The 23,549-nt window shown below is 40.6% G+C and carries 25 protein-coding genes and 1 tRNA gene; 16 read left to right on the top strand and 10 right to left on the bottom strand.

All coding sequences use genetic code 11. The annotated features are described in order from the left end of the window. The first annotated feature begins 49 nt into the window (after positions 1-49). Together ruvB and mscL are read left to right on the top strand one after the other, a co-directional pair. Positions 50-1,072 (top strand): Holliday junction branch migration DNA helicase RuvB, encoded by a 1,023-nt coding sequence (ruvB, locus tag J3P37_RS19615; RefSeq protein WP_305121197.1) that lies wholly within the window; start codon positions 50-52, stop codon positions 1,070-1,072. A 62-nt stretch (positions 1,073-1,134) separates the two neighbouring features. Continuing rightward, positions 1,135-1,557 carry a large-conductance mechanosensitive channel protein MscL gene (gene mscL, locus J3P37_RS19620; protein ID WP_256013060.1) on the top strand — a complete coding sequence of 141 codons (423 nt, stop codon included), beginning with the start codon at positions 1,135-1,137 and terminating at the stop codon, positions 1,555-1,557. On the opposite strand, the gene J3P37_RS19625 is transcribed toward mscL, so the two are convergent. The 8 genes from J3P37_RS19625 to J3P37_RS19660 all read right to left on the bottom strand — a co-directional run bounded on the left by J3P37_RS19625 (position 1,554) and on the right by J3P37_RS19660 (position 10,057). Continuing rightward, on the bottom strand, positions 1,554-2,426 hold the full coding sequence (locus J3P37_RS19625; protein WP_256013061.1) for a TIGR02757 family protein: 873 nt from the start codon (positions 2,424-2,426) through the stop codon (positions 1,554-1,556). The genes mscL and J3P37_RS19625 overlap by 4 nt on opposite strands. Then, complete coding sequence (locus J3P37_RS19630; RefSeq protein ID WP_256013062.1) at positions 2,423-3,562, bottom strand: cystathionine gamma-synthase; 1,140 nt, start codon at positions 3,560-3,562, stop codon at positions 2,423-2,425. The genes J3P37_RS19625 and J3P37_RS19630 overlap by 4 nt, the downstream gene beginning before the upstream one ends. A gap of 27 nt (positions 3,563-3,589) precedes the next feature. After that, positions 3,590-4,234 (bottom strand): MgtC/SapB family protein, encoded by a 645-nt coding sequence (locus J3P37_RS19635; protein ID WP_256013063.1) that lies wholly within the window; start codon positions 4,232-4,234, stop codon positions 3,590-3,592. A gap of 29 nt (positions 4,235-4,263) precedes the next feature. Continuing rightward, a complete protein-coding gene (locus J3P37_RS19640; RefSeq protein ID WP_256013064.1) occupies positions 4,264-5,661 on the bottom strand; it encodes an FAD-binding oxidoreductase in 1,398 nt (465 codons plus the stop codon). Further along, entirely contained in the window at positions 5,662-6,024 is a 363-nt protein-coding gene (folB, locus tag J3P37_RS19645) for a dihydroneopterin aldolase (RefSeq protein ID WP_256013065.1), read from the bottom strand. 90 nt (positions 6,025-6,114) lie between these two features. Then, positions 6,115-7,263, bottom strand: a complete 1,149-nt coding sequence (locus tag J3P37_RS19650) for an acyltransferase family protein (protein ID WP_256013066.1) — start codon at positions 7,261-7,263, stop codon at positions 6,115-6,117. A 163-nt stretch (positions 7,264-7,426) separates the two neighbouring features. After that, positions 7,427-8,284 (bottom strand): N-acetylglucosamine kinase, encoded by an 858-nt coding sequence (locus J3P37_RS19655; protein ID WP_256013067.1) that lies wholly within the window; start codon positions 8,282-8,284, stop codon positions 7,427-7,429. 45 nt (positions 8,285-8,329) lie between these two features. After that, entirely contained in the window at positions 8,330-10,057 is a 1,728-nt protein-coding gene (locus J3P37_RS19660; protein WP_256013068.1) for a glycoside hydrolase family 13 protein, read from the bottom strand. A gap of 96 nt (positions 10,058-10,153) precedes the next feature. Here J3P37_RS19660 and J3P37_RS19665 point away from each other — a divergent pair, with 96 nt between their 5' ends. The 4 genes from J3P37_RS19665 to J3P37_RS19680 all read left to right on the top strand — a co-directional run bounded on the left by J3P37_RS19665 (position 10,154) and on the right by J3P37_RS19680 (position 14,886). Further along, a complete protein-coding gene (locus J3P37_RS19665; RefSeq protein WP_256013069.1) occupies positions 10,154-10,903 on the top strand; it encodes a YdcF family protein in 750 nt (249 codons plus the stop codon). 520 nt (positions 10,904-11,423) lie between these two features. Further along, the gene (locus tag J3P37_RS19670) at positions 11,424-13,664 is read left to right on the top strand and encodes a cation:proton antiporter domain-containing protein (protein WP_256013070.1); all 2,241 of its coding nucleotides are present in this window, start codon (positions 11,424-11,426) and stop codon (positions 13,662-13,664) included. A 106-nt stretch (positions 13,665-13,770) separates the two neighbouring features. Continuing rightward, positions 13,771-14,616: a CvfB family protein gene (locus J3P37_RS19675; RefSeq protein ID WP_256013071.1), complete on the top strand. Its 846-nt coding sequence runs from the start codon at positions 13,771-13,773 to the stop codon at positions 14,614-14,616. Positions 14,617-14,682: 66 nt separating this feature from the next. Then, positions 14,683-14,886 carry a hypothetical protein gene (locus J3P37_RS19680; protein ID WP_256013072.1) on the top strand — a complete coding sequence of 68 codons (204 nt, stop codon included), beginning with the start codon at positions 14,683-14,685 and terminating at the stop codon, positions 14,884-14,886. A gap of 17 nt (positions 14,887-14,903) precedes the next feature. On the opposite strand, the gene J3P37_RS19685 is transcribed toward J3P37_RS19680, so the two are convergent. Next, positions 14,904-15,266, bottom strand: coding sequence for a SpoIIAA family protein (locus tag J3P37_RS19685; RefSeq protein ID WP_256013073.1), 363 nt, complete (start codon positions 15,264-15,266; stop codon positions 14,904-14,906). Between the two features lie 108 nt (positions 15,267-15,374). Here J3P37_RS19685 and J3P37_RS19690 point away from each other — a divergent pair, with 108 nt between their 5' ends. Continuing rightward, positions 15,375-16,199, top strand: a complete 825-nt coding sequence (locus J3P37_RS19690; RefSeq protein ID WP_256013074.1) for an SMP-30/gluconolactonase/LRE family protein — start codon at positions 15,375-15,377, stop codon at positions 16,197-16,199. An 8-nt stretch (positions 16,200-16,207) separates the two neighbouring features. Then, entirely contained in the window at positions 16,208-16,723 is a 516-nt protein-coding gene (locus J3P37_RS19695) for a DUF2911 domain-containing protein (protein ID WP_256013075.1), read from the top strand. Positions 16,724-16,827: 104 nt separating this feature from the next. Here the strand turns inward: J3P37_RS19695 and J3P37_RS19700 are convergent, their stop codons facing one another. Then, the gene (locus J3P37_RS19700) at positions 16,828-17,817 is read right to left on the bottom strand and encodes a D-alanine--D-alanine ligase (protein WP_256013076.1); all 990 of its coding nucleotides are present in this window, start codon (positions 17,815-17,817) and stop codon (positions 16,828-16,830) included. 212 nt (positions 17,818-18,029) lie between these two features. Between J3P37_RS19700 and J3P37_RS19705 the strand changes: the two genes are divergently transcribed. From J3P37_RS19705 to J3P37_RS19740, 8 genes are all read left to right on the top strand, one after another. Then, positions 18,030-18,806: a PASTA domain-containing protein gene (locus J3P37_RS19705; protein ID WP_256013077.1), complete on the top strand. Its 777-nt coding sequence runs from the start codon at positions 18,030-18,032 to the stop codon at positions 18,804-18,806. Then, a complete protein-coding gene (locus tag J3P37_RS19710) occupies positions 18,787-19,110 on the top strand; it encodes a rhodanese-like domain-containing protein (protein WP_256013078.1) in 324 nt (107 codons plus the stop codon). Before J3P37_RS19705 ends, J3P37_RS19710 begins: the two co-directional genes overlap by 20 nt. Continuing rightward, on the top strand, positions 19,110-20,168 hold the full coding sequence (gene mltG, locus J3P37_RS19715) for an endolytic transglycosylase MltG (RefSeq protein WP_256013079.1): 1,059 nt from the start codon (positions 19,110-19,112) through the stop codon (positions 20,166-20,168). The genes J3P37_RS19710 and mltG overlap by 1 nt, the downstream gene beginning before the upstream one ends. Further along, entirely contained in the window at positions 20,168-20,575 is a 408-nt protein-coding gene (locus J3P37_RS19720; protein ID WP_256013080.1) for an acyl-CoA thioesterase, read from the top strand. Before mltG ends, J3P37_RS19720 begins: the two co-directional genes overlap by 1 nt. A 9-nt stretch (positions 20,576-20,584) precedes the next feature. After that, a complete protein-coding gene (locus J3P37_RS19725; protein WP_256013081.1) occupies positions 20,585-21,574 on the top strand; it encodes a YihY/virulence factor BrkB family protein in 990 nt (329 codons plus the stop codon). A 100-nt stretch (positions 21,575-21,674) separates the two neighbouring features. Further along, a tRNA-Ser gene (locus J3P37_RS19730) sits at positions 21,675-21,759 on the top strand. Between the two features lie 220 nt (positions 21,760-21,979). After that, a complete protein-coding gene (locus J3P37_RS19735; protein ID WP_256013082.1) occupies positions 21,980-22,462 on the top strand; it encodes a DinB family protein in 483 nt (160 codons plus the stop codon). Positions 22,463-22,620: 158 nt separating this feature from the next. After that, the gene (locus tag J3P37_RS19740; protein WP_256013083.1) at positions 22,621-23,547 is read left to right on the top strand and encodes a M23 family metallopeptidase; all 927 of its coding nucleotides are present in this window, start codon (positions 22,621-22,623) and stop codon (positions 23,545-23,547) included. The last annotated feature ends 2 nt before the right edge of the window (positions 23,548-23,549 follow it).

The following is a 23,549-nucleotide window of genomic DNA, read 5'->3' on the forward strand; positions in this document are numbered from 1 at the left end:
AATTATCCGGCTCCTATCTTCAATTAAAATTCTTTATTTTAGCCCGATGCTGAATGAACATCTCGATCCTAGTGCAGAAAGGCTCTCTTCAAGCGAGCGTGATATAGAAAAAGTTCTCCGTCCGCAGGCTTTTGAGGACTTTACCGGGCAGCATAAAATACTAGAAAACCTCCGGATTTTTGTGCAGGCAGCCAAGTTACGGGGCGAAGCCCTTGATCATGTGTTGCTTCATGGGCCTCCGGGACTTGGGAAAACTACCCTTTCACACATCATAGCGAACGAGATGGGGGTTAATTTGAAAATTACTTCCGGACCCGTATTAGATAAACCCGGCGACCTGGCCGGACTTCTTACGAATCTTGAAACCGGAGATATATTATTCATAGATGAGATTCACCGTCTTAGTCCTTTAGTGGAGGAGTATTTGTATTCGGCAATGGAAGATTTCAAGATCGACATCATGCTTGAATCAGGACCTAACGCGCGTTCCGTCCAAATTTCACTGAACCCTTTTACCCTGGTTGGCGCTACCACCCGTTCTGGTTTGCTAACAGCCCCTTTGCGGGCGCGCTTTGGAATTAACTCAAGGTTACAGTATTACGATGCCAAACTTCTTACAACCATTGTATTGCGATCAGCATCGATTTTAAGAACCCCCATCTCCGATGAAGGGGCTTACGAGATAGCACGCCGCAGTCGCGGAACACCCCGTATTGCAAACGCTCTCCTTCGCAGAACGCGGGATTTTGCACAGATCAAGGGTAATGGAAGCATCGACACCGGGATAGCACAGTATGCATTAAATGCTTTAAACGTTGATAGTCATGGCTTGGATGAGATGGATAATAAAATTCTCGTAACCATTATTGACAAGTTTAAAGGTGGTCCGGTTGGCTTAAAAACCATTGCAACTGCTGTTGGCGAAGACGAAGGTACGCTCGAAGAAGTATATGAACCCTTCCTTATCCAGGAAGGCTTTATGATGCGGACCTCCAGAGGACGGGAAGTAACAGAGTTAGCCTACAAACACCTGGGGAAATTGAAACCTGGCGGTACACAAACGTTATTCTAAGCACTAAAACTGAAAGCTAAAGTTTAAATATACTTCTAATACAAAGGTTAATTAAAATCATCATGGGAATAATCAAAGAGTTTAAGGAATTTGCTATTAAGGGCAACCTGGTAGACATAGCAATAGGCTTAATTATTGGTGCCGCTTTTGGGAAAGTGGTTACTTCTTTTGTCGAGGATATAATTATGCCGCCAATTGGCTTACTTATCGGCGGAACAGATTTTTCGAACCTGAAAATAACTTTAAAAGAGGCTACTATAGTAAACAGTAAACAGGTGGCTGCTGTCACTCTCAACTATGGTAACTTCATTCAGATCATTATCGACTTTTTGATCGTTGCCATTTCCGTGTTTGTGGTGATAAAACTGATGAACACCCTTAAGAAAAAAGAACAGGAACAAGCGGTTACACCAGCACCTGACGTGCTTACTAAAGACCAGATTTTGCTGACTGAAATCAGGGATTCATTAAAGAACAGGCCCTAAAAGCCAAACTTTTCCTCTATACCAAGACCAAACAAGGCGAAGTCATATTTAACAGGGTCTGAGGGATCAAATTCCCTCAGTCGCTCTGTTAATTCAAGAGCGGCCTGCCAGTCAACCTGCTTTCGCGTGATTAGATTAAGCTTTCGTGCTACCCTTTCTACATGCACATCACATGGACAGATAAGCTGAGAGGGAGAGATCCTCGACCAGAGTCCAAAATCAACTCCATTATTATCTTTTCTCACCATCCAGCGTAAAAACATATTCAAACGTTTACAGGTTGACTTCTGCCTCGGAGAACTCACATGTTTTATAGTCCTGGAAGGAAAATCCGGTAGACTGAAAAAGTAAGTTTTGAAAGAATTAAGCATGGCTTCCACACCTACCGGCGTCCTTATTAGTTCACCTGAGTAACATACGGGTGATGCGCTTTCAATGTCACCCTGGTCAGTTACCGACTCGTCAAAATAATCGGCACGAAATGGCGCATCAGTTTTTTTTGGAAGAAAAGCGTCTTCTAAAGATCCAAACTTTTCATAATGCTGCTTGAAAAAATGAACAAAGTACAGGAGGTCGGTATCATTAAAAGTGCGATGCTTGAAGCCAAGTAAGGATTTCAAATCGTCTTCCTGGTGGTTCAGGATAAAGTCGAAAGGTGCAGTGTCCATTCTTTCCATCAGTTCACGGCATTTATTGATTATTGTTTTCCGTTGACCCCAGGCTAACATCGAAGCAAAAAAACCGCTGATCTCTATATCTTGTTTAAGACTGAACTGATGAGGAATAACTACCGGATCGTTTTCTATAAAAGCTGGTTGATTGTACTGATCTGCCTTAGAGTCAAGAAATGTTTTAAGATCATTTATCATTTCAGAGCCTGGTCTAAATCATTCAACAGATCTTCAATATCTTCAACACCAACACTTAAACGCAGCAAATTATCTACCACACCTACCGCTTCGCGGCTTTCCTTGGGAATAGAAGCGTGGGTCATGGTAACCGGATGATTTACAAGTGATTCAACACCGCCCAGTGATTCGGCAAGCGTAAATACTTTGAACTTTGAGGCTACATTAAAAGTTTTCTGCAGATCAGCATCTTTTAATGTAAAAGATATCATGCCGCCAAAGTCTCTCATCTGCTTTTTAGCTATACTATGGTTGGGATGATCGCTGAAGCCTGGCCAGTATACCTTGTCAATGGCAGGGTGTGTTTTTAAATATCTGGCAACTTCACGGCCGTTCTCACAATGCGCTTTCATCCTTAAGTGAAGTGTTTTTATACCTCTTAATACCAAAAAGCTATCCATAGGGCCTGGCGTTGCACCGCAGGCATTGTATATAAACCAGAGTTGTTTATACAAAACTTCATCATTTAGCATCAGTGCACCCATCACTACGTCTGAATGTCCCCCTAGATATTTTGTCACTGAGTGCATCACTATATCGGCTCCCAGGTTAATGGGATTTTGTAAGTAGGGAGATGCGAAAGTATTATCTACAGCCAGCATTATATTGTTTGCTTTCGCGATAGCTGATACCCCCATAATATCCACTATTTGCATAGTTGGATTTGTAGGAGTTTCCAACCATATCAATTTTGTATTGCTATTAATGTATTTGTTGACGTTTTGAGGCGTCGAAAGGTCAACAAAATGAAAAACAATGCCATAATGAGCGAAGATCCGGGTGAACATCCTGAACGATCCGCCATATAGGTCGTTTCCTGTGATCACTTCATCACCAGGCTTCATTAATTTTATTACAGCTTCCGTAGCGCTCATTCCGCTGGAAAAAGCCAGGGCAAATTTTGCATTTTCTAAAGAAGCCAGGCAATTTTCCAGTGCTTTCCTTGTAGGATTTGTACCGCGTGAGTACTCATATCCCTGATGATCTCCCGGAGATTTTTGCCAATAAGTAGAGGTCTGATAAATTGGCGTCATTACCGCGCCCGTACTTGGATCAGGTTCCTGACCTGCATGGATGGCTTTTGTGGCAAATTTCATAAATCAACAATTGAAAAAGATGTGAATTTAGTTAGCAAGAACTTCCTCAGTACTTGGCAGCTCAACAAGATAGGTGTTAAAACTAGCCAGCTCCTTTTTTCTTCCAGAAATTTCAAAAACGGCATTTAATTTACACAGACTTTTAGAGAGTCGAATCCGCCGAGATTTTAATCCCCTCTTTTCGGCTTCTTGCTCCAGTTGCAAAAGATTACCCAGGTCGTCATTTTTGAAAGTTACATTAAAGGTTTTTTGATGATTGATATAGTCAATAAAACTTTCAACCTTGTTAAAAACTGATAATATGAGAAGGACTATAAAGGTAAGGATAATTGAGAGTGAATAGTGAAATAGTGCAATCACCATACCTAAGGCTGCTACAACCCAGATCACGGCAGCAGTAGTCAAACCTTTAACATTCAGGCCGTCCTTGAAGATAACTCCCGCACCGATAAAGCCAATACCTGTGATAATATTCGCAGCGATACGATCATCACTTTCTCCTGATGCCCTCTGCGATACAATGGTAAAGATCGTAGAGCCCATGCATATTAATATCAAGGTTCTAAAGCCGGCTGATTTATTTTTATATTCACGTTCAAAGCCAATAAGACTTCCGCAAAGAATAGATAGTATTACCCTAATCAGATCATGTTGTTCAAAATCGAAATCCATTCATTTATCTTTAAGACCGGTAATCTGCTTTAAAATATCTTACCCGGATTTAATATACCATTGGGATCAAAGACTTGTTTGATTCCTTTCATCAGGTTCATATGAAGATCGGAATATTTCACTGACATAAACTCCTTCTGCACTAGACCGATTCCGTGTTCTCCAGAGATTGTTCCGCCAAGGGCAACGGTTAGCTCAAATATTTCACGTATACCTTCTTTTAGTTTAAAATTCCAGTCATCATCACTCATATCTCCCTTTATAATATTTACATGGAGATTTCCATCGCCAGCATGTCCATAACATACTGAAGAAAAGCCATATACAGCCCCGATATTTTTAATTCCTGTGATCAGCTGTGGCAAATGTGCCCTGGGAATAACAGTGTCTTCCTCTTTATAAACAGAGTTTGATTTTACAGAAACCGGCAGTACGCGACGTATGCGCCACAGATCATCTTTCTGTTCTGCATTTTCAGCGAAAATAACTTCAAGGCAGTCGAATGATGCTAAAACTTGCCTGATCTTCTCACAATCGGACGACAGCACATCTGCACTATTGCCATCCAGCTCAATTAAAAGAAATGCTGCAACCTCATCTTTTAAGTGGAAAGGAATCTGTCCATATTTAATTACCCACTCCACTCCTGTTCTTTCCATGAATTCAAGCGCCGAAGGAACCACGCCGGCTCTAAATATTGCTGAGACTGCAGCACATGCCTGTTCGTTACTTGTAAAGGAAGCCAGCATCAATGCATCCAGTGAAGGTTTGGTAATCAGCTTTACCACTATCTTCGTAATAATTCCTAATGTACCTTCTGCACCGATCATCAGCTGAGTTAAATTATATCCTGAAGCATATTTCAATGTATTGGCACCTGTCCATATTATTTCTCCTGTTGGCAGTACTACTTCCAGGTTTAAAATGTATTCTTTTATCGTGCCGTACTTTACCACTCTCGGTCCGCCAGCTCCATGGGCAAGATTGCCCCCCATCAGTGATGTTCCCTTACTAGATGGGTCTACAGGATATAACAAGCCTCTTTCTGCAACTGCATTTATAAAATCCTGGGTGATCACTCCTGACTCAATAGTAGCCTGTAAATTGCTTTCATCAATATTAACGATTCGGTTAAAGCGTTCCATTGAAATAAGCAGACCTCCGTAAACAGGCAGTGCCGCACCCGATAAACCAGTCCCTCCACCACGTGGAGTTACAGGTATGGTGTGTTCATTGCATATTTTAAGTAGACAGGAAAGCTGATCAGAGGTGCCCGGGATAGCTACAACTTCCGGATAATACCGCAGATCTTCAGTTTCATCATGGGAAAATTTGCTTATATATTCTTTTTCAGATTTGATGTACTGTTCTCCTACACATCCCACAAATAGAGCCAAAATTTCAGGACTAATTTTCTTAAACGCCATTCAACCCCTAAAAATTAATTGAACTAATGAGTTTTTTACCTCACCTTTCATTGGTAAATGCAGCTTACGGATACTTATATCGATGGTATTTACAAAGGAAAACTCTTGTTGTATTTTATTAAGTATGCCGTGAGCTACTGTTTCAAGAAGCTTCCTCGGCCGGCTCATCTCATCTGCTGCTATCTCGTATAAACGCTCATAATTTACGGTATTTGACAGCTCATCGTCTCCGCTGCCTGATACTGTAAACTCTGTTATCACATCTATTATATACTCGTTTCCGGTCAGGTGCTCTTCCTCGTAAAAACCATGAAAGGCAAAAAAACGAACTCCCTCGAGCCCTACCTTCTGTATAATCGCCATGAAGGTAAAGGTAGTAAGTAAGTTTTAAGTTTTAAGTGGTAAGTTATAAGTCGTACGTTTTAAGTCTGCATTCCTAGTTACACTTACAGGTCATTTTATTCCGAAAAACAGGCGGCTTACGGCTGTTCGCTTAAGCAGAAACTCATATGCCATAAACATTAAAAGGAAAGCTATGATGCAAATAGTACTTAGCTTAATACTAATGGAACCATTCCATTGAACTATATAATATCCAATAATGACGATTACTGTTTGATGTAGAATATAGAAGGGATAAACGGCCTGGGTGGCATAATTTAGACGTCGTGAGCCGTAATTAAAGAATCGCATAGCCATACCGAAAATTGTTAAAACCCAGAACCATAGGTTTAGAGACTTAAGTATATAAATTACTAAAGATCCTACCTCGGCAACGTTAAGAAAATACATCCTTAACTGACCGTTAGACACAGCTAACAGATACAAACTAATTGACGCCGACAGCGCAATTCCTAGAGAAACTTCCGTTAGTTTTTCTATCGAAGCTCGGATATGCTTATCCGGCCAGAGCACTGCACCGCAAACGAAAAATGGAAAATAATAAACAAAGCTAGACTGGTAGGGATCAGCATGAAAGCCTTTCAAAAAATAATACGGAGCAGTTAGAAACAGGCCCAACGAAAGAAGACAAGCAGGACGACTAATAAAAAAACATAGCTGGGAAACAAATTTGGATACTTTTTCAGTTCTTAGAACTTGCAAAACCGGCAGCATGATGATGCAATAAATAAACACAAATGCCAGATACCACAAATGAAGAAAGTGGATGTTGCCTTTTGGGGACCAGTGCCAGTCGAGCAATAGAAAAGATCGGTAGAATGTCCAGAAACTTTCCTGGTACCCCAGGTATAGTTTGATAAAATATATCTGGGGGGGGATAATAAAAGCTACTGCAAACAGTAGTGGAATCAGCAGGCGAACAGTTCGCTCGAGAATAAATGCAGTTGCAGTCTTTCTCTTAAACGACAATGTAACGGCAGCGCCTGAAATGAGAAAGAGAAGCGGCATCCTCCAGGGCAGGAAAAACGCAGTAAGATAACTGAGGCTCACAGATGTCTCCGGATTCTTTATCCAGAACTTCCAGTCGACAAATATTTCAGCACTGTGTTCAAGCAACAGAATTGAAAAGGCCAGAACTCTCAAACGGTCCAAATCATAAAATCGCACAGAAGTGCCGAAAGTGCTAGAAGGTGTACTCATGGGGTTTAAACAGGCAAATGTTTTTCTCGTATAAAGATAAAGAACTACTGGTGTTTAAACATTTACATACTGTTTCACAATATGAAACAAAAAAACAAGGCTCTGTCAATATCAGACAGAGCCTTGTTAATTCCAATACTATCGTATAATAGTTAACGTAGGATTACTTTTCAAATTCGATCATTTGCTTATGATATTGAACAAGCCCTTCGATTGGCGACTTAATGATCTTTCCTGTCTTCATTCCGTATTTCTCAGCGGTTGCTGCTAGAATATCCTTAAAGTAAAAGCCAACAGATCCAACGGAGTTGAAAGTGTATTTTTGATAATCAGGGTATAAACAAACTAATTGAGTGAAGAACTGATCAAAAGAGGTTTGAACGAGATTATAGATATGTGGATCATCCAGGTTATTTCCAACGAATTCGCTAAAGCTTGCGCAAAAACGGTTAGCTAAAGGTTTCGTATAGATCCTGTCGAGGATGTCGCTCGCTCTGTAAGGATAAGTTTCTTCAAAATTGATTCTCACAGTTTCAGGAAGTGTTCCCCTTAAATAATCCGTAAGCAATTTTTTACCAATATGGCAGCCACTGCCTTCATCGCCAAGAATATATGCTGCAGACTCAACCTTATGAAAAATTTCTTTCCCGTCATACAGGCAAGAGTTGGTGCCGGTACCTAGTATGGCAGCGAATCCAGCTTCATTACCTAGCAATGCGCGACAAGAAGCTAAAAGATCGTGGTCTATTGAAATTTCCGCGTTAGAAAATAACTGTTTAAAAGCAAGTTCTAATACGAGAGCTTTCTCCTTATTATGAACTCCGGCCCCATAGAAATATATTTTTTCTACGGCGTCTGTTATCAGGTCGTCAGGTACAGCCTTACTCAAAGACTCAATAATGTATTTTCCATCAACGAAATATGGATTATACCCTTCAGAATAAAAATCTTTAGTACTCAGATCTTTGTTCACTAAACTCCAGTGAGTTTTAGTAGATCCGCCATCTGCAATCAGTATCATATCAAAAATTTGCCTTAAATATATAAACATAGTGTTAAACCGACACTATGTTTCTCCATTATTGCGAAAATTTGCAGAGTTTAATTTACAGATACAAGCTTCATAAGCTCTCAGCACGGTTAAAGTATCCATTCCTTTTCGTTCATCTGGATAATTACTTAACAAGACTTTCGCAGCGCTCAGCTCAAGTCCTTCGAGATGCGCATTGGCTTCCGAAGCAGAAAAGTTAAGCATGACTATTATGGTAGTATCTTCCCAATGACGGATATAACTGTAAACATGTGGATTATCCCTGTCAAGCAGAACATATCTACCATAGACCAACGCCAGCTCTTTTTTTCGTAGCTGAATTAAGTTCCTGAAGAAATTAAGAGGCGATTGGGGATCCTCCTCCTGGGCAGCCACATTTACAGTTGTATAGTTTGGATTAACCTTCAGCCAGGGAGTACCTGTACTGAACCCTGCATTTTCAGTGGCATCCCACTGAAATGGTGTCCGGGAATTGTCTCGCGCCGTGATTTTTTGGTTCTGAAGGAATCGACTCAGATCTTCTCCCCTGCTTTCCATCTGCCGGTACATATTGATCGTTTCAATGTCGCGGTAATCATCAATTGAGTCAAATTTTATATTACTCATCCCCAGTTCATCCCCGGCATAGTAATACGGAGTTGCACGCATGGTTAATAAAAAAGCCGACAACATCTTTGATGACACATTTCTGTATTCCGGACTATCGTTACCCCATCTGGTTAAAATACGCGGATTATCATGATTTCCGAGGTAAATTGTCCCCCAGCCGTTCTCTGCAAACACAGCATCCCATTTACTATACAAGTCTTTGAATTCAATCAAGCTGAAGCCATTCGGATCAGCTGCTTTAAATTCGTACGGTAACAGGCCAATGCCTATTCCTTCAAAATGATACAGCATATCAAGCTCCTGCCTGTCAGGCGCTACATATTCCAGAGCTTTGTCGGTTCCAACACCGATGCCTTCGGCCACACTCATCACATCATACCTTGATAATACCTCCCGGTTCATTTCATGTAAATATTTATGGAGGAACGGACCCTCGGCGTAATATTTTACAAAGTTCCCGTGATATTCTTCAGGCAATTCCGGAAATGTAATATCTTTTGAGATAAAGGGAATTACATCCATTCTAAACCCATCGATACCCTTTTGAAACCAGAAGTGCATCATGTCGTATATTTCTTTCCGAAGTAAGGGATTTTCCCAATTCAGGTCGGGCTGCTTGACTGAAAAGTAGTGCAGATAATACGAGTTAGTTGCATTATCATATTCCCAGGCGTCATTATTCACGTCAAAAAAGCTGAAACGCTTTTTAGGTATACCCTGTTCGGCAGGCCACCAATGGTAGTAGTTCCGATAGGGGTTGTCTCTCGAGCTTCTGGCCTCTTTAAACCAACGGTGTTCATCACTGCTATGATTCACCACCAGATCCAGTATCAGGCGTATCCCTCTGTCGTGCATCCCCTGTAAAAGTGCATCGAAATCCTCCATAGTGCCAAATTCGCTCATGATACCCTTATAGTCACTAATGTCGTAGCCATTGTCATCGTTGGGGGAGCTAAAAATAGGGTTTAGCCAAACCACATCAACACCAAGGTTTTTGATATAATCAAGCTTCGAAATTATTCCGTTAAGATCTCCAATGCCATCCCCGTTACTATCTTTAAAACTTCTGGGGTAAATTTGATATACCACCGCTTCTTTCCACCATTTTCTCTGATTTATTGGAGCTGCATTCATAGAGGTTTTTTTGCTACAATATCAAAAGAGCCTTGTAAGTTTTGCTTAACGTACATTTAAAACTGTTTCATTAAGAATTTTTCTATTTTTGACAAGATGTTTCACCTGCTTTCAAAGCTCCTGCTTATTTTTATTCAGCCACTTACCTGGGCGCTTCTTCTAATACTTGTCGCTCTACTGGCTAAAAAAACTAAAACCCGGAAAGCATCTCTTATTTTATCGGTACTTGTGTTGTTAATATTTTCGAATGGTTTTCTATTAAACAGGCTAGCTACCGCCTGGGATATTACCAGCCAGCCGCCTGCCGGTACTAGATATAGTTGCGCCATCGTCCTTGGTGGCTTTTCATCCAAAGGACCTGGGAGCCAGTATGGACATTTTAATGCTTCTGCCGATCGCTTTATTCAGGCCCTGGTATTATGGAAGCAAAAAAAAGCAGACAGGATCCTGGTAAGCGGCGGAAACGGGCACCTGACGAAAAGCACTTTTCTTGAAGGTCAGTTTGCAGTGGAACAATTAAAAAAGCTGCAGGTGCCTGACAGTGTTATATTAATGGAATCGGAGTCAAAGAACACCTTTGAAAATGCCTTGTACAGCAAACAACTTTTAAAACAAAAGAATTGCAAGGGACCTTTTCTATTAGTCACATCAGCATTTCATATGCGCAGAGCTCTCCAGACATTTAAAAAGGCAAAATTAGATGTGGTACCTTATCCCTGCGATTTTAAATTGAACACTGGTAATGTTCAGGCAGATGATTTTTTACCCAAAGCGGAAGTACTATCGCTCTGGAGCATGTACATAAAAGAAATTATTGGAGTCATTGCATACGACTTAAGATCCTGAGTTTGGACTAAGCATCTTCATTATAAATAAAAATATTATATTTGGAAGAATGGGGTGGAGATTTTCAGTCATTTTTATTTTTGCTTTATCATTCCTTCTGTTTTGCAAACTCTTTGCAGATCAACCTCTTGCTTCACTAAAAAAAGATAGATCTGAGCTGAAAATTGCATCAATTCTTAAGTCAGACCATAGGACTGAGAATAATTTTCATAGCAATAACAATGCTACCCATCCCATATTACATCATATCGTAAAAGGAACTTTCTATAAGTTGTTTTTATCAGGTAAAGAGCAAACGTTCCGGTGTCCTTTTAGCCAATGTATGGTGATCTTGATAGGTGCCGGGATTATCATCTCCTGCTTCATCTACAGGCTTATTTATCCCTCTCATTTTTTTTGGTGAAAGCAAATCTGCCGACAATATTTCCTGTTAATTAAAACAACGTTCTTTGTCAATATTGAGTTCCGGCTATTATCGGCTGGATCAGTATTTAACAAGACTTTTCTTAAAATTTTATAGATGATTCATATACCACCACTTATCTCAGACCTTGGTCTGATATTAACTGCGGCTGCAATTACCACATTATTATTCAAAAAGATTAATCAACCGCTTGTTCTCGGCTATATCCTGGCTGGTTTCCTTGTAGGTCCGCATTTTTCTTTTCTGCCAACCGTAATAGACAAAGAAAGTATCAATATATGGGCAGAGATTGGTGTTATATTCCTGTTATTTAGCCTCGGACTTGAATTTAGTTTTAAGAAGCTCGTAAAGGTTGGAGGATCTGCCTCTATCACAGCAATAGTAGAGGTTGTGGTGATGCTGATATTCGGTTATGTTACTGGAATGCTGATGGGATGGTCGACCATGGACAGCATTTTTTTAGGCGGCATCCTTTCGGTTTCTTCCACAACCATCATCATTCGGGCATTTGAAGAGCTTGGCTTAAAACACAAAAAGTTTACAGGTCTCGTTTTTGGAGTACTTATTGTAGAAGACCTGGTCGCCATCCTCTTACTGGTACTCCTTTCTACGCTGGCTGTAAGCCAGCAGTTTGCGGGCGCCGAAATGGTAAGTTCGGTACTAAAGCTGGTATTTTTCCTGATATTGTGGTTTCTTGCCGGTATTTTCCTGATTCCCACATTCTTAAAACGTACCCGGAAATTAATGAATGATGAGACCCTGCTGATCGTTTCCCTTGCTCTGTGCCTGTTGATGGTGATGTTTGCCACTAAAGTTGGTTTCTCACCGGCATTGGGTGCATTTATCATGGGGTCGGTGCTAGCTGAAACCCCTCAGGCAGAACGTATAGAACATCTGAGCAAATCGGTAAAAGATCTCTTTGCGGCAATTTTCTTCGTATCCGTGGGCATGCTTATCGATCCACTTACGCTTAAGGAACATTTTTGGGCTATTTTACTCATTACCGCAGTAACTATTTTTGGTAAGTTTATAAGTTCCGGAACAGGTGCCTTGCTGTCTGGCCAGACCTTAAAAACCTCCGTACAAACAGGTATGAGCCTTGCGCAGATCGGCGAATTTTCGTTCATTATTGCAACATTAGGGGTTAATCTTAAAGTTACTAGCGATTTTCTTTATCCTATAGCAGTAGCTGTATCTGCAATTACAACCTTTTCGACGCCTTATCTCATCCGGCATTCTGAAGGGTTCTACAATACCATTGCAACACATATGCCCCGAAAATGGCTTCACAGCCTTAACTCCTATAGCTCCAGTACCGAAAAAATAACTACTACAACCGATTGGCAGATAATACTGAAGGCGTATAGCACTAACCTTATCATCCATTCAGTCATTCTAACAGCTATCATTTTCTTGTCAACACGGTTTTTACATCCATTTATTATTAATTATACAGGCTCAGACAATAACGCAGATATCGTATCTGTGGTGATCTCTTATGGTCTGATGGCCCCTTTTCTATGGGCTTTAGCTGGAAGAAGAATAGAGAAGAGTGCTTATACACACCTATGGCTTAAACGGACCACACACCGCGGACCGCTTATCGCTCTGGAAATTTTCAGGATTGTACTGGCGGTATTCTTTGTTGCTGCAACCTTTTATTTATTCTTCAAAACCTGGCTGGCTATTGTGATCGCAATAATATTGCTAACAGTGCTGATCCTGCTCTTCTCAAGCAGGTTACAGCAGTTCTATGAGCGTTTGGAAAAACGCTTTCTGTTTAACCTCAACGCTCGGGAAGCTAGTAATGAATATTCTGACATCGTACCCTGGGATGCGCACCTTGCAGAGCTAGAAGTTTCACCAGAATCTACTCTGGTAGGAAAAACACTTATGGAGCTTGCTTTCAGAGAAAAATATGGTGTAAATGTCGCATTGATCGAGCGTGGCAAATTGACCATACCTACACCTGTAAGAGATGAACGGCTTTTTCCAAGAGACAGGCTTACTGTAATTGGAACTGATGAGCAACTGGCAATTGTAAAACAGCAGCTTGAAGTTTCAAATCAGATAAATGAGTATGCTCAATACTCTAAAAAAGATCTACAGTTGCAAAAAGTAAGGGTGCTGCATGAATCGCCTGTTTGTTACAAAACGATTAAAAATTCGGGTATTCGCGAAAAAACCAATGGATTAGTAATTGGTGTTGAACGTGATAACGAGCGAATCCTTAACCCGGAATCAACGTTTGTGTTTGAACCCGCAGATATCGTGTATATTGTTGGTGACAAAAGCCGGATAAAGCAATTGCTGGCGCCAGAGAAAAAGAGCGAATAAAATCACTTCATAAACAACTTATACTTATAATTTACTTACGTATCACGTACAAGTTAACATTAGTATATTTGCGCTACTGCAGGTCTTATATTACCTGCTTTGAAATATGATTGAAATCGGAAAATTAAACAGACTAGAGTACCTTAATAAAGTAGATATAGGATTAATATTGGGTGATGGAGACAGGGAGGTTTTTTTACCTGCTAAATACGCTCCTGAAAATATAAAGCAGGGAGACGTCCTGGATGTTTTTGTTTTTATAAACGCTGAAGGCAACATGATTGCTACTACCCGCATACCTTACGCTTGTGTAGGTGATTTTGCCTGCCTCACCGTAACAGACGCAACAGAACGTGGTGTTTATATGGATCTGGGAGTAGACAAGGATGTTTATGTATCCGACCGGGAAATGAAACGCCCTATGCATGTGGGAGAAAAACATGTAGTATATATTTATCTGGACGAAAAGAATGATCGTCTCCTTGGCTCTTCAAAACTGGTAAACTTTGTGGAAGAAGATGAGTTTGACCTTGAAGAAGGAGACGAAGTTGAGTTATTAATTGCCGATCAAAGCGATCTTGGATACAACGCTATCATTGAGAACAAATATATTGGCCTTCTCTACCAAAACGAGGTATTTGAAGAATTGCAGCCAGGTGACATCAGAACAGGCTATATAAAAAGGATCCGTCCGGAAGATAAGATTGACCTAAGCCTTCAGCCTACCGGCTTTAAACATATTTTAAGTCTGCGAGACGATCTGTATGCCTATCTCAAAGAAAACGGTGGCTTTTTAACATTGGGAGACAAAAGCTCACCGGACGATATAACCCGGCGTTTGAAAATCAGTAAGAAGGCATTTAAAAAAGCGATCGGCGGACTTTATAAGGAAAGGCTGATCGTGATTTCGGATTATGAGATACGACTAGTGGATCCTTCTGAATCAAAATGATAATTTTTAACCTAGGAGGAACTAAAAGCCGGTGTTCTTGTTGTTAATGTTAAACAGAATTCAAATATGGAAAATACACACGAGCAACACAAAGCAGAAATAGCACCTCAAACAATTGAAACTGATTACAATAAACATCAGGAGAATCCGGGACCCGCACCAGAAGCTGTTTTCGAGCACGACGATGAAGGCGCCGGTCAGGCACTTAAATGGATCTTACCACCAATAGTGTTATGCCTGTTGATTTTCTGGTTAATCTTTAAATTATAAAAGAATGGGTTGCAGCATTAACTCGCAACCCATTCTTTTGCTCGCTCATATTCACTGGTCGCAAAGCCCTTGGCTTCGCCAGGAGCTACAAAGCTGAATGCGTCTGTAAATGTCCTCACCCCTTCCTGATCACTTACTATAGCCATCTTATGCCATTTCGAAAAGTGTTTTAATCCCAACAGGCCATCTTCCAGCCAGGCTCCCGGGCTGAAGTTAGCTACATCCGTTTCAAGGTACAGCAGAAAATGGATTTTACCAGCACTTTGCAGCTTACTTTCAACTACCGGCTTAACTACCGTTTCATAATCATCTTTGGTAACTCTGCCTTTTGCCCTGAAACCAGCGACATTTGAGGCTACATCATTTTGTACTTCAATCATAGATTTATAATTATAAATGCTTTAAGTCAGAAATGTGAATTATGTTTGCCCGACATCCTGTAAATTGCAGCACTAAACAAAATTTGACACCTGGATAAATTAATTAACATGAAGATTTTAAGTACCCTTTTGCTAAGTAGCAGTATTGTACTGTCGGCAAGTGCACAGAAGCACCAGTTAAATAAACTTTGGGAAGCGGGAGATCTGGCGGTGCCGGAGTCTGTTCTGCCAGATCTGAAAGAGAAGATATTATATGCCTCCCTGATTGATGGCAGTGGAACTGGTGTTGATGGCAAGGGCGGAGTAGCTAAAGTTAGCCTTGATGGGAAAATTATTGATGCCGGCTGGATTACTGGATTAAATGCTCCGAAAGGTCTGGCTCGCCATGGAAATAAACTGTATGTGGCTGATTTAACCGAGCTTGTTATTGTAGATATTCGTGCAGGAAAAATCGAGCGTAAAATTTCCGTTGAAGGTTCTGTTTTTCTGAATGACGTAGCTGTCGATTCCAAAGGCACTGCTTATGTATCTGATACCAGAACAGCCAAAATTCATAGGATCGTTAACAACAAAGCGGAGTTATGGCTTGATAATATCGCTGGAGTCAATGGCTTAAAGTTTATTGGAGATGATCTTTATATCTTGTCGGAAACAAAACTAATAAAGGCAAATAAGAACAAAGAAATCAGTACCGTTGCTTCCGGATTTGCCAAAAATGGCGACGGAATTGAACCCCTTCAAAATGGTGATTATATTGTTACTTGCTGGAGTGGTTTGATCTATTACGTGTACAAAGACGGCAGAACGGAACTTCTTTTAGATACACAGGGACAAGGTATTAATACAGCCGACTTAGGAATCGATCCTTCCAAAAACATTATTTATATCCCAACGTTCAATAAAAACAGCATTATCGCGTTTCAGTTAAAATAACATATATCATGAACAGATTATTTTCCATTGTTTTAACCGTAGCTATGTTCAGCGGCCTGACGGTTTCTGCTCAGCAGGATAAAAGTAAGCGCGTAAGTCCTCCGGCACAGGTAAGTCAAACCCTTGGAAAAGGGGCAACAGTCACTATTGTCTATAGCCAGCCATCGCTGAAAGGCAGAAAGGTTGGGACTGACCTCGCCACTTATGGAAAAGTGTGGCGTACTGGTGCCAATGAAGCAACGGTGTTTGAGGTTAGCAAGGATGTAAAAGTTGAAGGGAAAGCTCTTCCAGCCGGAAAATACAGTTTGTACACCATTCCCGGTGAAAAAGAATGGACTATTATTTTCAACAAAAGCTGGGACCAATGGGGAACCAAATATTCTGAATCGCAAGATCAGTTGCGTGTCTCCGTGAAACCTGAAAAAACCGAATCCTTCAAGGAAAAAATGATGTTCGAAATTTCAAAAGATGGAGAAGTTTCTTTGGAATGGGGAGATACTGAAATAGAGTTTGAGGTAAAGTAATTTACAGCGCTTTGTATAGCCTGTTCTTGGCACACGCGGCACGCGTGCGCTAAGAACAGGCTACATACCGTGCACTTGCTAGCGCACCCGTGCCGCGTGTTCTGTTATATCCCCAGCGAAACCTCTATTAACTCTGTATAGAAGTCTTTAATAGTCCTGCCAATACACCTTACCTGTTGCGGGATAAGACTGTTTTCAGTTTGCCCTGGCACCGTATTTACCTCGATAAAATAGAATTTACCAGAACCTTCCTCCAGAATGTAGTCTATCCGAACCACTCCCCTGCAATTGAGTTTAACATAAGCATCTTTTACCACTTGTTCTACAAGTTCCTTTTCTTCAGCGCTCATTCTGCCGGGAGTTATTTCTTCCGTTATTCCCGTAGTGTATTTCGCTTCAAAGTCAAAAAACTCTTTAGAACTGACTATTTCCGTCGCAGGAAGCACTTTAATACCATCCTTACCTTTATAAACTCCGATTGTAAATTCCCTGCCTTTAATAAACTCTTCAACGAGCACCTGGTTATCTTCTTTAAAAGCTTTTTCAAGGGCATCAGTAAGTTCGGATGCTTCTTTTACCTTACTCATGCCGATACTGCTGCCACCGTTATTCGGTTTTACAAATAAAGGCAAAGTAAGCTTCGCCAGCACCTCTTCAGCTGCGTTATCGCTATTGGAAAACAATTGTACCGACCTTGCGATATTCAAACCGGAAACTCCATCCACTACAGCCTTGGTATAGCCCTTGTTCATGGTAATTGCGGATGTAATGGCATCGCATGTAGTATAAGGTATCCCAACCAGATCAAAGTATCCCTGCAGTTTTCCATCTTCACCCGGCGATCCATGCAGGCCGATAAAGACTGTGTCAAAACGAACTGTTTTATCCTTAAGAGGAATGGAAAAATCATTTTTATCAATAGTGTGTTTTACGGCATTTTCGTCTACATAATACCAGCTTTCGCGTGTGATGATTATTTTATATACATCGAATTTATCTCTATCCAGATTGCTGTCAATTACTTCAGCACTTTTTAAAGAGATTACAGACTCGCCGGTAAATCCGCCCGTCACAAGAGCTATGGTTTTCTTCATAAGACAAACTTAATAAAAATCGAAAACTATAAACCTCACGCTGACGTTTCACAAAAACAATTAACTTCGAAATCTAATATTTGATAAGTTGCATGTTTTTGCCAAAAGTTCAAAAACCAATAAACCGCTCTGCGGGTTCACAAAAACAATTAACTTCGAAATCCTGAATATTTGAATTAAGTTTGGGGCTTATTTGCCGAAAGTTCGAATTAATGAATAAGTTTTTAGCATACCTGCGCACAAGTACCTTCCGTAGAAACCTCATCATCGCTATATTATCGATAGCTTTGCTTTTACTAATTATATTCTTCAGCTTGCGGTTCTATACCCGCCATGGTGAAGGTCAGCCGGTTCCTAAACTTAAGGGTCTGTCAGTTGCCGAAGCAATTGAAATTTTAGATGCCCAGGGATTCAAATACCAGATCGACTCAGTATATCAAATGGATAAAAAACCCGGATTGGTTGTTGAGCAGGACCCGGACGCAAACACTAACGTTAAAGCTAACCGTACAATCTACCTCACTATCATTACTACAGAGGCACCGGACGTTGGTTTTCCTGATATCTTTGAAATGACTTATCTCGAAGCACGGGCTGTTCTAAGCAATTATGGAATAAAGATTGGTGATACAACGTATACCTCTGATATTGCGCGTGATCGAATTCTGGAAGCGAGCTACAAGGGACGTCAGATTTCAAGGGGACAACAAATTCCTAAAGGTTCCGTTATTAGCCTTGTCCTCGGCGACGGAAAAGGTGCCAGCGAAGTAGATCTGCCAGACCTGATCGGAAGGACATTAACGGAATCTGTATTCGTACTAAAAGGCTCTTCACTTAATGTTGGAACAGTCAATTACGAAGGAACAATAACCGACAGTACAACCGCCAGGGTAATCAGGCAATTCCCTGCATTAAGCGATTCGTTAAATAAAGTGAGCATCGGAACACCTGTTGACCTAACTCTATCAAATGGAACACCCGTTGAATGATATATCAGCTGCTGAACTGAAAGAAAGATTAACAACGGACAAGTTGCAGATCCTGGACGTCAGAGAACAGCTGGAGTACTTTACCTATAACATCGGTGGACAAAATCTTCCTCTCGGCGATCTGCCAGAGCGGATAAAAAGCATTGATTATAACAAAGACGAGGAAATTGTTGTTATATGCCAGCGTGGTATACGCAGTGAAACAGCCCGGCGCATCCTGGCTGCTTCAGGATTTTCAAATGTGAGGAACCTTACCGGCGGGCTACTGGCCTATAGAAAAATAACAGAACAAAAAGAATACTAATGACTGATCAGAAATCAGGTAAAAAATTAAGCCAGAAATCAAAAATTATAATCGCGCTTACCGCGGTACTTGTAATAGCTCTTGGAATAACCTTCTTTAATTACTACTTAAAGTACTTTGGACCAAGTGTTACCAATACAGAAGAATATTTATATATACGAACGGGTTCAAACGCAAACGATGTTTACCGGGCTATTGAAGAGAAGAACATAGTGAAAAAGCCTGAAGTGTTCAAATGGGCTGCAGAGAATATGGATTATCCCTTGTCCGTAAAACCTGGTAGATACCGCTTAAAAAAAGGAATGAGCAATCGAGCGTTCATTAATATGTTAAAAGCGGGAAATCAGGAACCTGTACAACTCAGGTTCAGAGGGCTCAGACTTAAAGAAAACTTTGCTGCTTACGTGGCTACGCAGATAGAAGCAGACTCTCTATCTCTTATCCGTTTGTTGGATTCTGCTGCTTATATAAGCAAGTACGGCTTCAACAAGGATAACGTGTATGCCATGTTTATACCTAATTCATACGAACTATACTGGAACACCTCAGCAACAGAATTCTTCGAGAAGATGAATAAGGAGTATGAAAAGTTCTGGACTGCCGAACGCAAGGCAAAGGCAGAAAAAATAGGACTCTCTCCCATTCAGGTTAGCAATCTAGCTGCTATTGTTGACGCGGAGGCGCTTCACGACAGTGAAATGCCAACAATTGCAGGCTTGTATATGAACCGGTATAAAAGAGGTATCAAGCTGCAGGCTGATCCAACGGTTATTTATGCCAATAACGACTTTACTATCCGCAGGGTGTTAAACCGGCATCTTGTAAAAAACTCACCGTACAACACGTATATATATTCTGGATTGCCTCCGGGCCCCATTATGATGCCAAGCATTAATGCCATTGATGCAGTGCTTAATTACAAAAAGCACAATTTTATTTATATGTGCGCAAAAGAAGATTTTTCAGGCTATCATAATTTTGCGGTTACCGTTGCTGAACACCAGGCAAATGCCCGCAGATTCCAGCAGGCCCTTAATGAACGAAATATCAAAAAATAATGTTTAGCCACGAAACTAAGATACGTGTACGTTATGGTGAAACAGATCAAATGGGTTACATGTATTATGGAAACTACGCAGAGTTTTTCGAGGTAGCGCGGGTGGAAATGCTTCGAAGTCTTGGAATGGATTACCGTTCTATGGAGGCTGCCGGTATCAAAATGCCAGTTTTGGAAATGAAATGCAAATACCTTAAACCAGCCTTATACGACGAAGAAATAAGGATCAGAACTACTATAGCTAAAATGCCCGGAGTTCGTATCCATTTTCGGTATGATCTATTCAATGAAAACAATGAATTGATCCATGAAGGAGAAACAACTCTTGCTTTTGTTGACATGACGAGAAATCGGCCATGTTTACCCCCGCAGGAGTTTCAGGATAAAATGAAAGCTTTCTTTAACTAATTTTTTTTAATGAACTGGCTGCACAGATTTCTTTTAAAGACTAGGCCCTATCGTTTGCTGATAGAATGGTCAAAAGTGGTCGTAGTTCCAGGCTTCAGCACTTTACCCCTGTACACTGTTTGTTCATTTTTTTTCCAGGAGATAGGTAAAGATTCATTGGTGAACAAAGCATCGTCTCTGGCATATAACTTTATGCTGGCAATATTTCCCACAATTATCTTCATGTTCACCCTTATACCGTACATTCCAGTTGAAGGCTTCCAGGATCAGCTTATGGAGCAGCTGAAATTAATTTTTCCTGAGTACACTTATAAGGCTGTTAAAACAACGCTGGAAGAAATAATCAAAAAGCAGAGCGGCGGGGTTTTATCTTTCGGATTCTTTGCTGCATTATTTTTTGCGACTAATGGTATAAGTAACCTGATGGCAGCTTTTAATAAATCCTCGCTCATCATCGAATCCCGGGGATGGATCAAACAGCGCCTGGTTGCTATTACCCTGACTTTTGTTCTCTTTTTCGCATTGGTGTTTGGTATCAGTATCATTACTATCGGCGAGTACATAATTTCCCTGATCCGGGAAGAATTCAAGTTCAAGGACACTTTCTGGGTGTTCCTGATAGGAACCGTGCGCTGGTTTATATTAATAGCTATTTATTTTATTACCATTTCGATCCTATACCGTTATGGACCGGCCCACACCAAAAAATGGAAGTTATTCAGCCCAGGTGCCTGGCTTGCAAGTATTCTGGCCATGATCACCTTCTATGGTTTTGGCTTTTATATCAATAATTTCAGCAATTTTAATAAGATCTACGGGTCTATCGGAACGCTTATAGTTGTTATGATCTGGCTCTACTTTAATTCCCTCATCATACTTATCGGATTCGAATTTAATGCGAGTATAGATCTGTCAAAGCGGAGTATTAAGATTGTAAAACCGCGCTTTAATACTTTCAAAAGCGAAAGTCATACAGAAAAATTGCATAAACGCAGTTAAACTAAAAATTATTGATCTGGTTTTCAGAAGTCTAAACAAATTATCAAAAAAAACATTTTTCCTGGTTTGCAGATGCACTTAGGATTTGTACTTTTGTGGCGGAGAGTTGGCAGAGTGGTCGATTGCGGCAGTCTTGAAAACTGTTGACTGTAACAGGTCCTGGGGTTCGAATCCCTAACTCTCCGCTGAAAAAAGCCCTTTAATGACAGTTAAAGGGCTTTTTAATTATTTTGGATTTTATCTTTCGATGAAAATGGAGGATCAGGCGGAAAACTTTGGGCACTGGTCCAAAGTTTTGGCTGTTATCGGGACTTTGCATTGATTTGTAACCAGCCTATCTCCTAAAATTACTCTTGATCCTGAAAATTTCTCAAACCATTTCGTAAATCAAAGGGTTTTAAGGGCATGGAATCAAACCTAAGAGCTTCACTTGCTGTCGAGTTAATCGAATTGATGACTAAAGGCAATGCACATATGTCTTTTGAGGAAGCCATAGCGGATATTCCTCCGCATTTGAGATTAGTGACACCTGATAAACTCCCATACAGTATCTGGTCCCTGGTTGAGCATATTCGCATAACGCAATGGGATATTGTGGAGTTCTGTAGTTCCGCTGACCATGTCTCCCCGAAGTGGCCTGATGAATACTGGCCTGCACCCCTCGAAACTTTAACAGACTCCGCCTGGGAAAATTCAATAGATCAGATCATATCCGACAGAGAACGCTTCTTCGAATTACTGAAGGATGAAAGAAATAATCTTTTCCATCCATTTGAGTACGGTACCGGTCAGCATCTTTTTAGGGAGGCAACGCTAATAGCTGATCATGCCTCCTATCACATCGGTCAGATTATTCTTATTCGTCGATTATTAAATAACTGGAAATAAGATAGAACTCCTAAAGTAAAACCGGGCTCACACGCCTTTGTAACCAGTGCCATGGACTCTCTATAGAGTTTTCGGCAAATTTATCGTTTTTATCTTCCAGGCTATTCGATTTATCTTCATAAAATGTTATTATTGTCCGATCCTAATGTCTTATAACAATGAAGATAAAAATAATTTTAGCCCTGGCTTTAGTCAGTGTTAGATTGCAAGCGCAAGAGAATTCTATTAAGATAACTCTTACCCCGAATAACGACAAAAGTGTCGACTTTAAATACGATAAACAGACGCCTGGCAGTTATTACGTCCAGGTAACGCTGAAAAACCCAAGTAACGCATCCGACGGACCTGTTTTCGATGAGACAATAGAAGGTATCCATGGCAAGCTTTTCACTCTAAAGCCACAAGATCCGCAAAGACCAATAGGGTTTAGTTACACTTACAGGTCGGCAATGGGTGTTTACAGACCTAAATTAAAAACTGATTTCTTGTACATTTTTCCTTATACTAAAAATACAAAATTCAGGGCTTTGGAATCGGGTTTCGTTGGATCAAAATATCTGGGACAGGCAACCCCGGCCGATTGGAAAGCATACGCATTTGTGACCAACAAAGAAGATAGTATTGTAGCGTGCAGGAAAGGCCTGGTTACAGAAGTTAAAGATCTGTATAAAACCGAAGGTAAAGCTGGTTTAGTGTCTTATACCAGCCAACGCAATGCAATTTACATAGAACATGCCGATGGAAGCATTGCCCGTTACCTTGGCTTCAAACATGGCAGCATCGCGGTTAAACCTGGCCAGGTGGTTTATCCAGGCACTTTTTTAGGTATGAACAGTAACATTACTGATGTCAGGAGATACAGTTTCTCATTAATGCTTATGTATATCAAAAGACCTTTCGGTGAAACCGGCGAAGATGGTAAGGAACTGAATGTTTACAGCTATATCGATCCGGTATTTTACGACCCGAAACTGGGAAATATTAAACTGACAAGCGGAACAGAGTATACAGCCGATACTAATGAAGGTATTTATAAAAAAGAGCTGTCTAAAAAGGAATTAAAGCTTTTCGGCTTAAGCAAATAGTG

This window comes from Desertivirga xinjiangensis, from assembly GCF_024436435.1.
Classification (GTDB): Bacteria; Bacteroidota; Bacteroidia; order Sphingobacteriales; family Sphingobacteriaceae; genus Desertivirga; species Desertivirga xinjiangensis.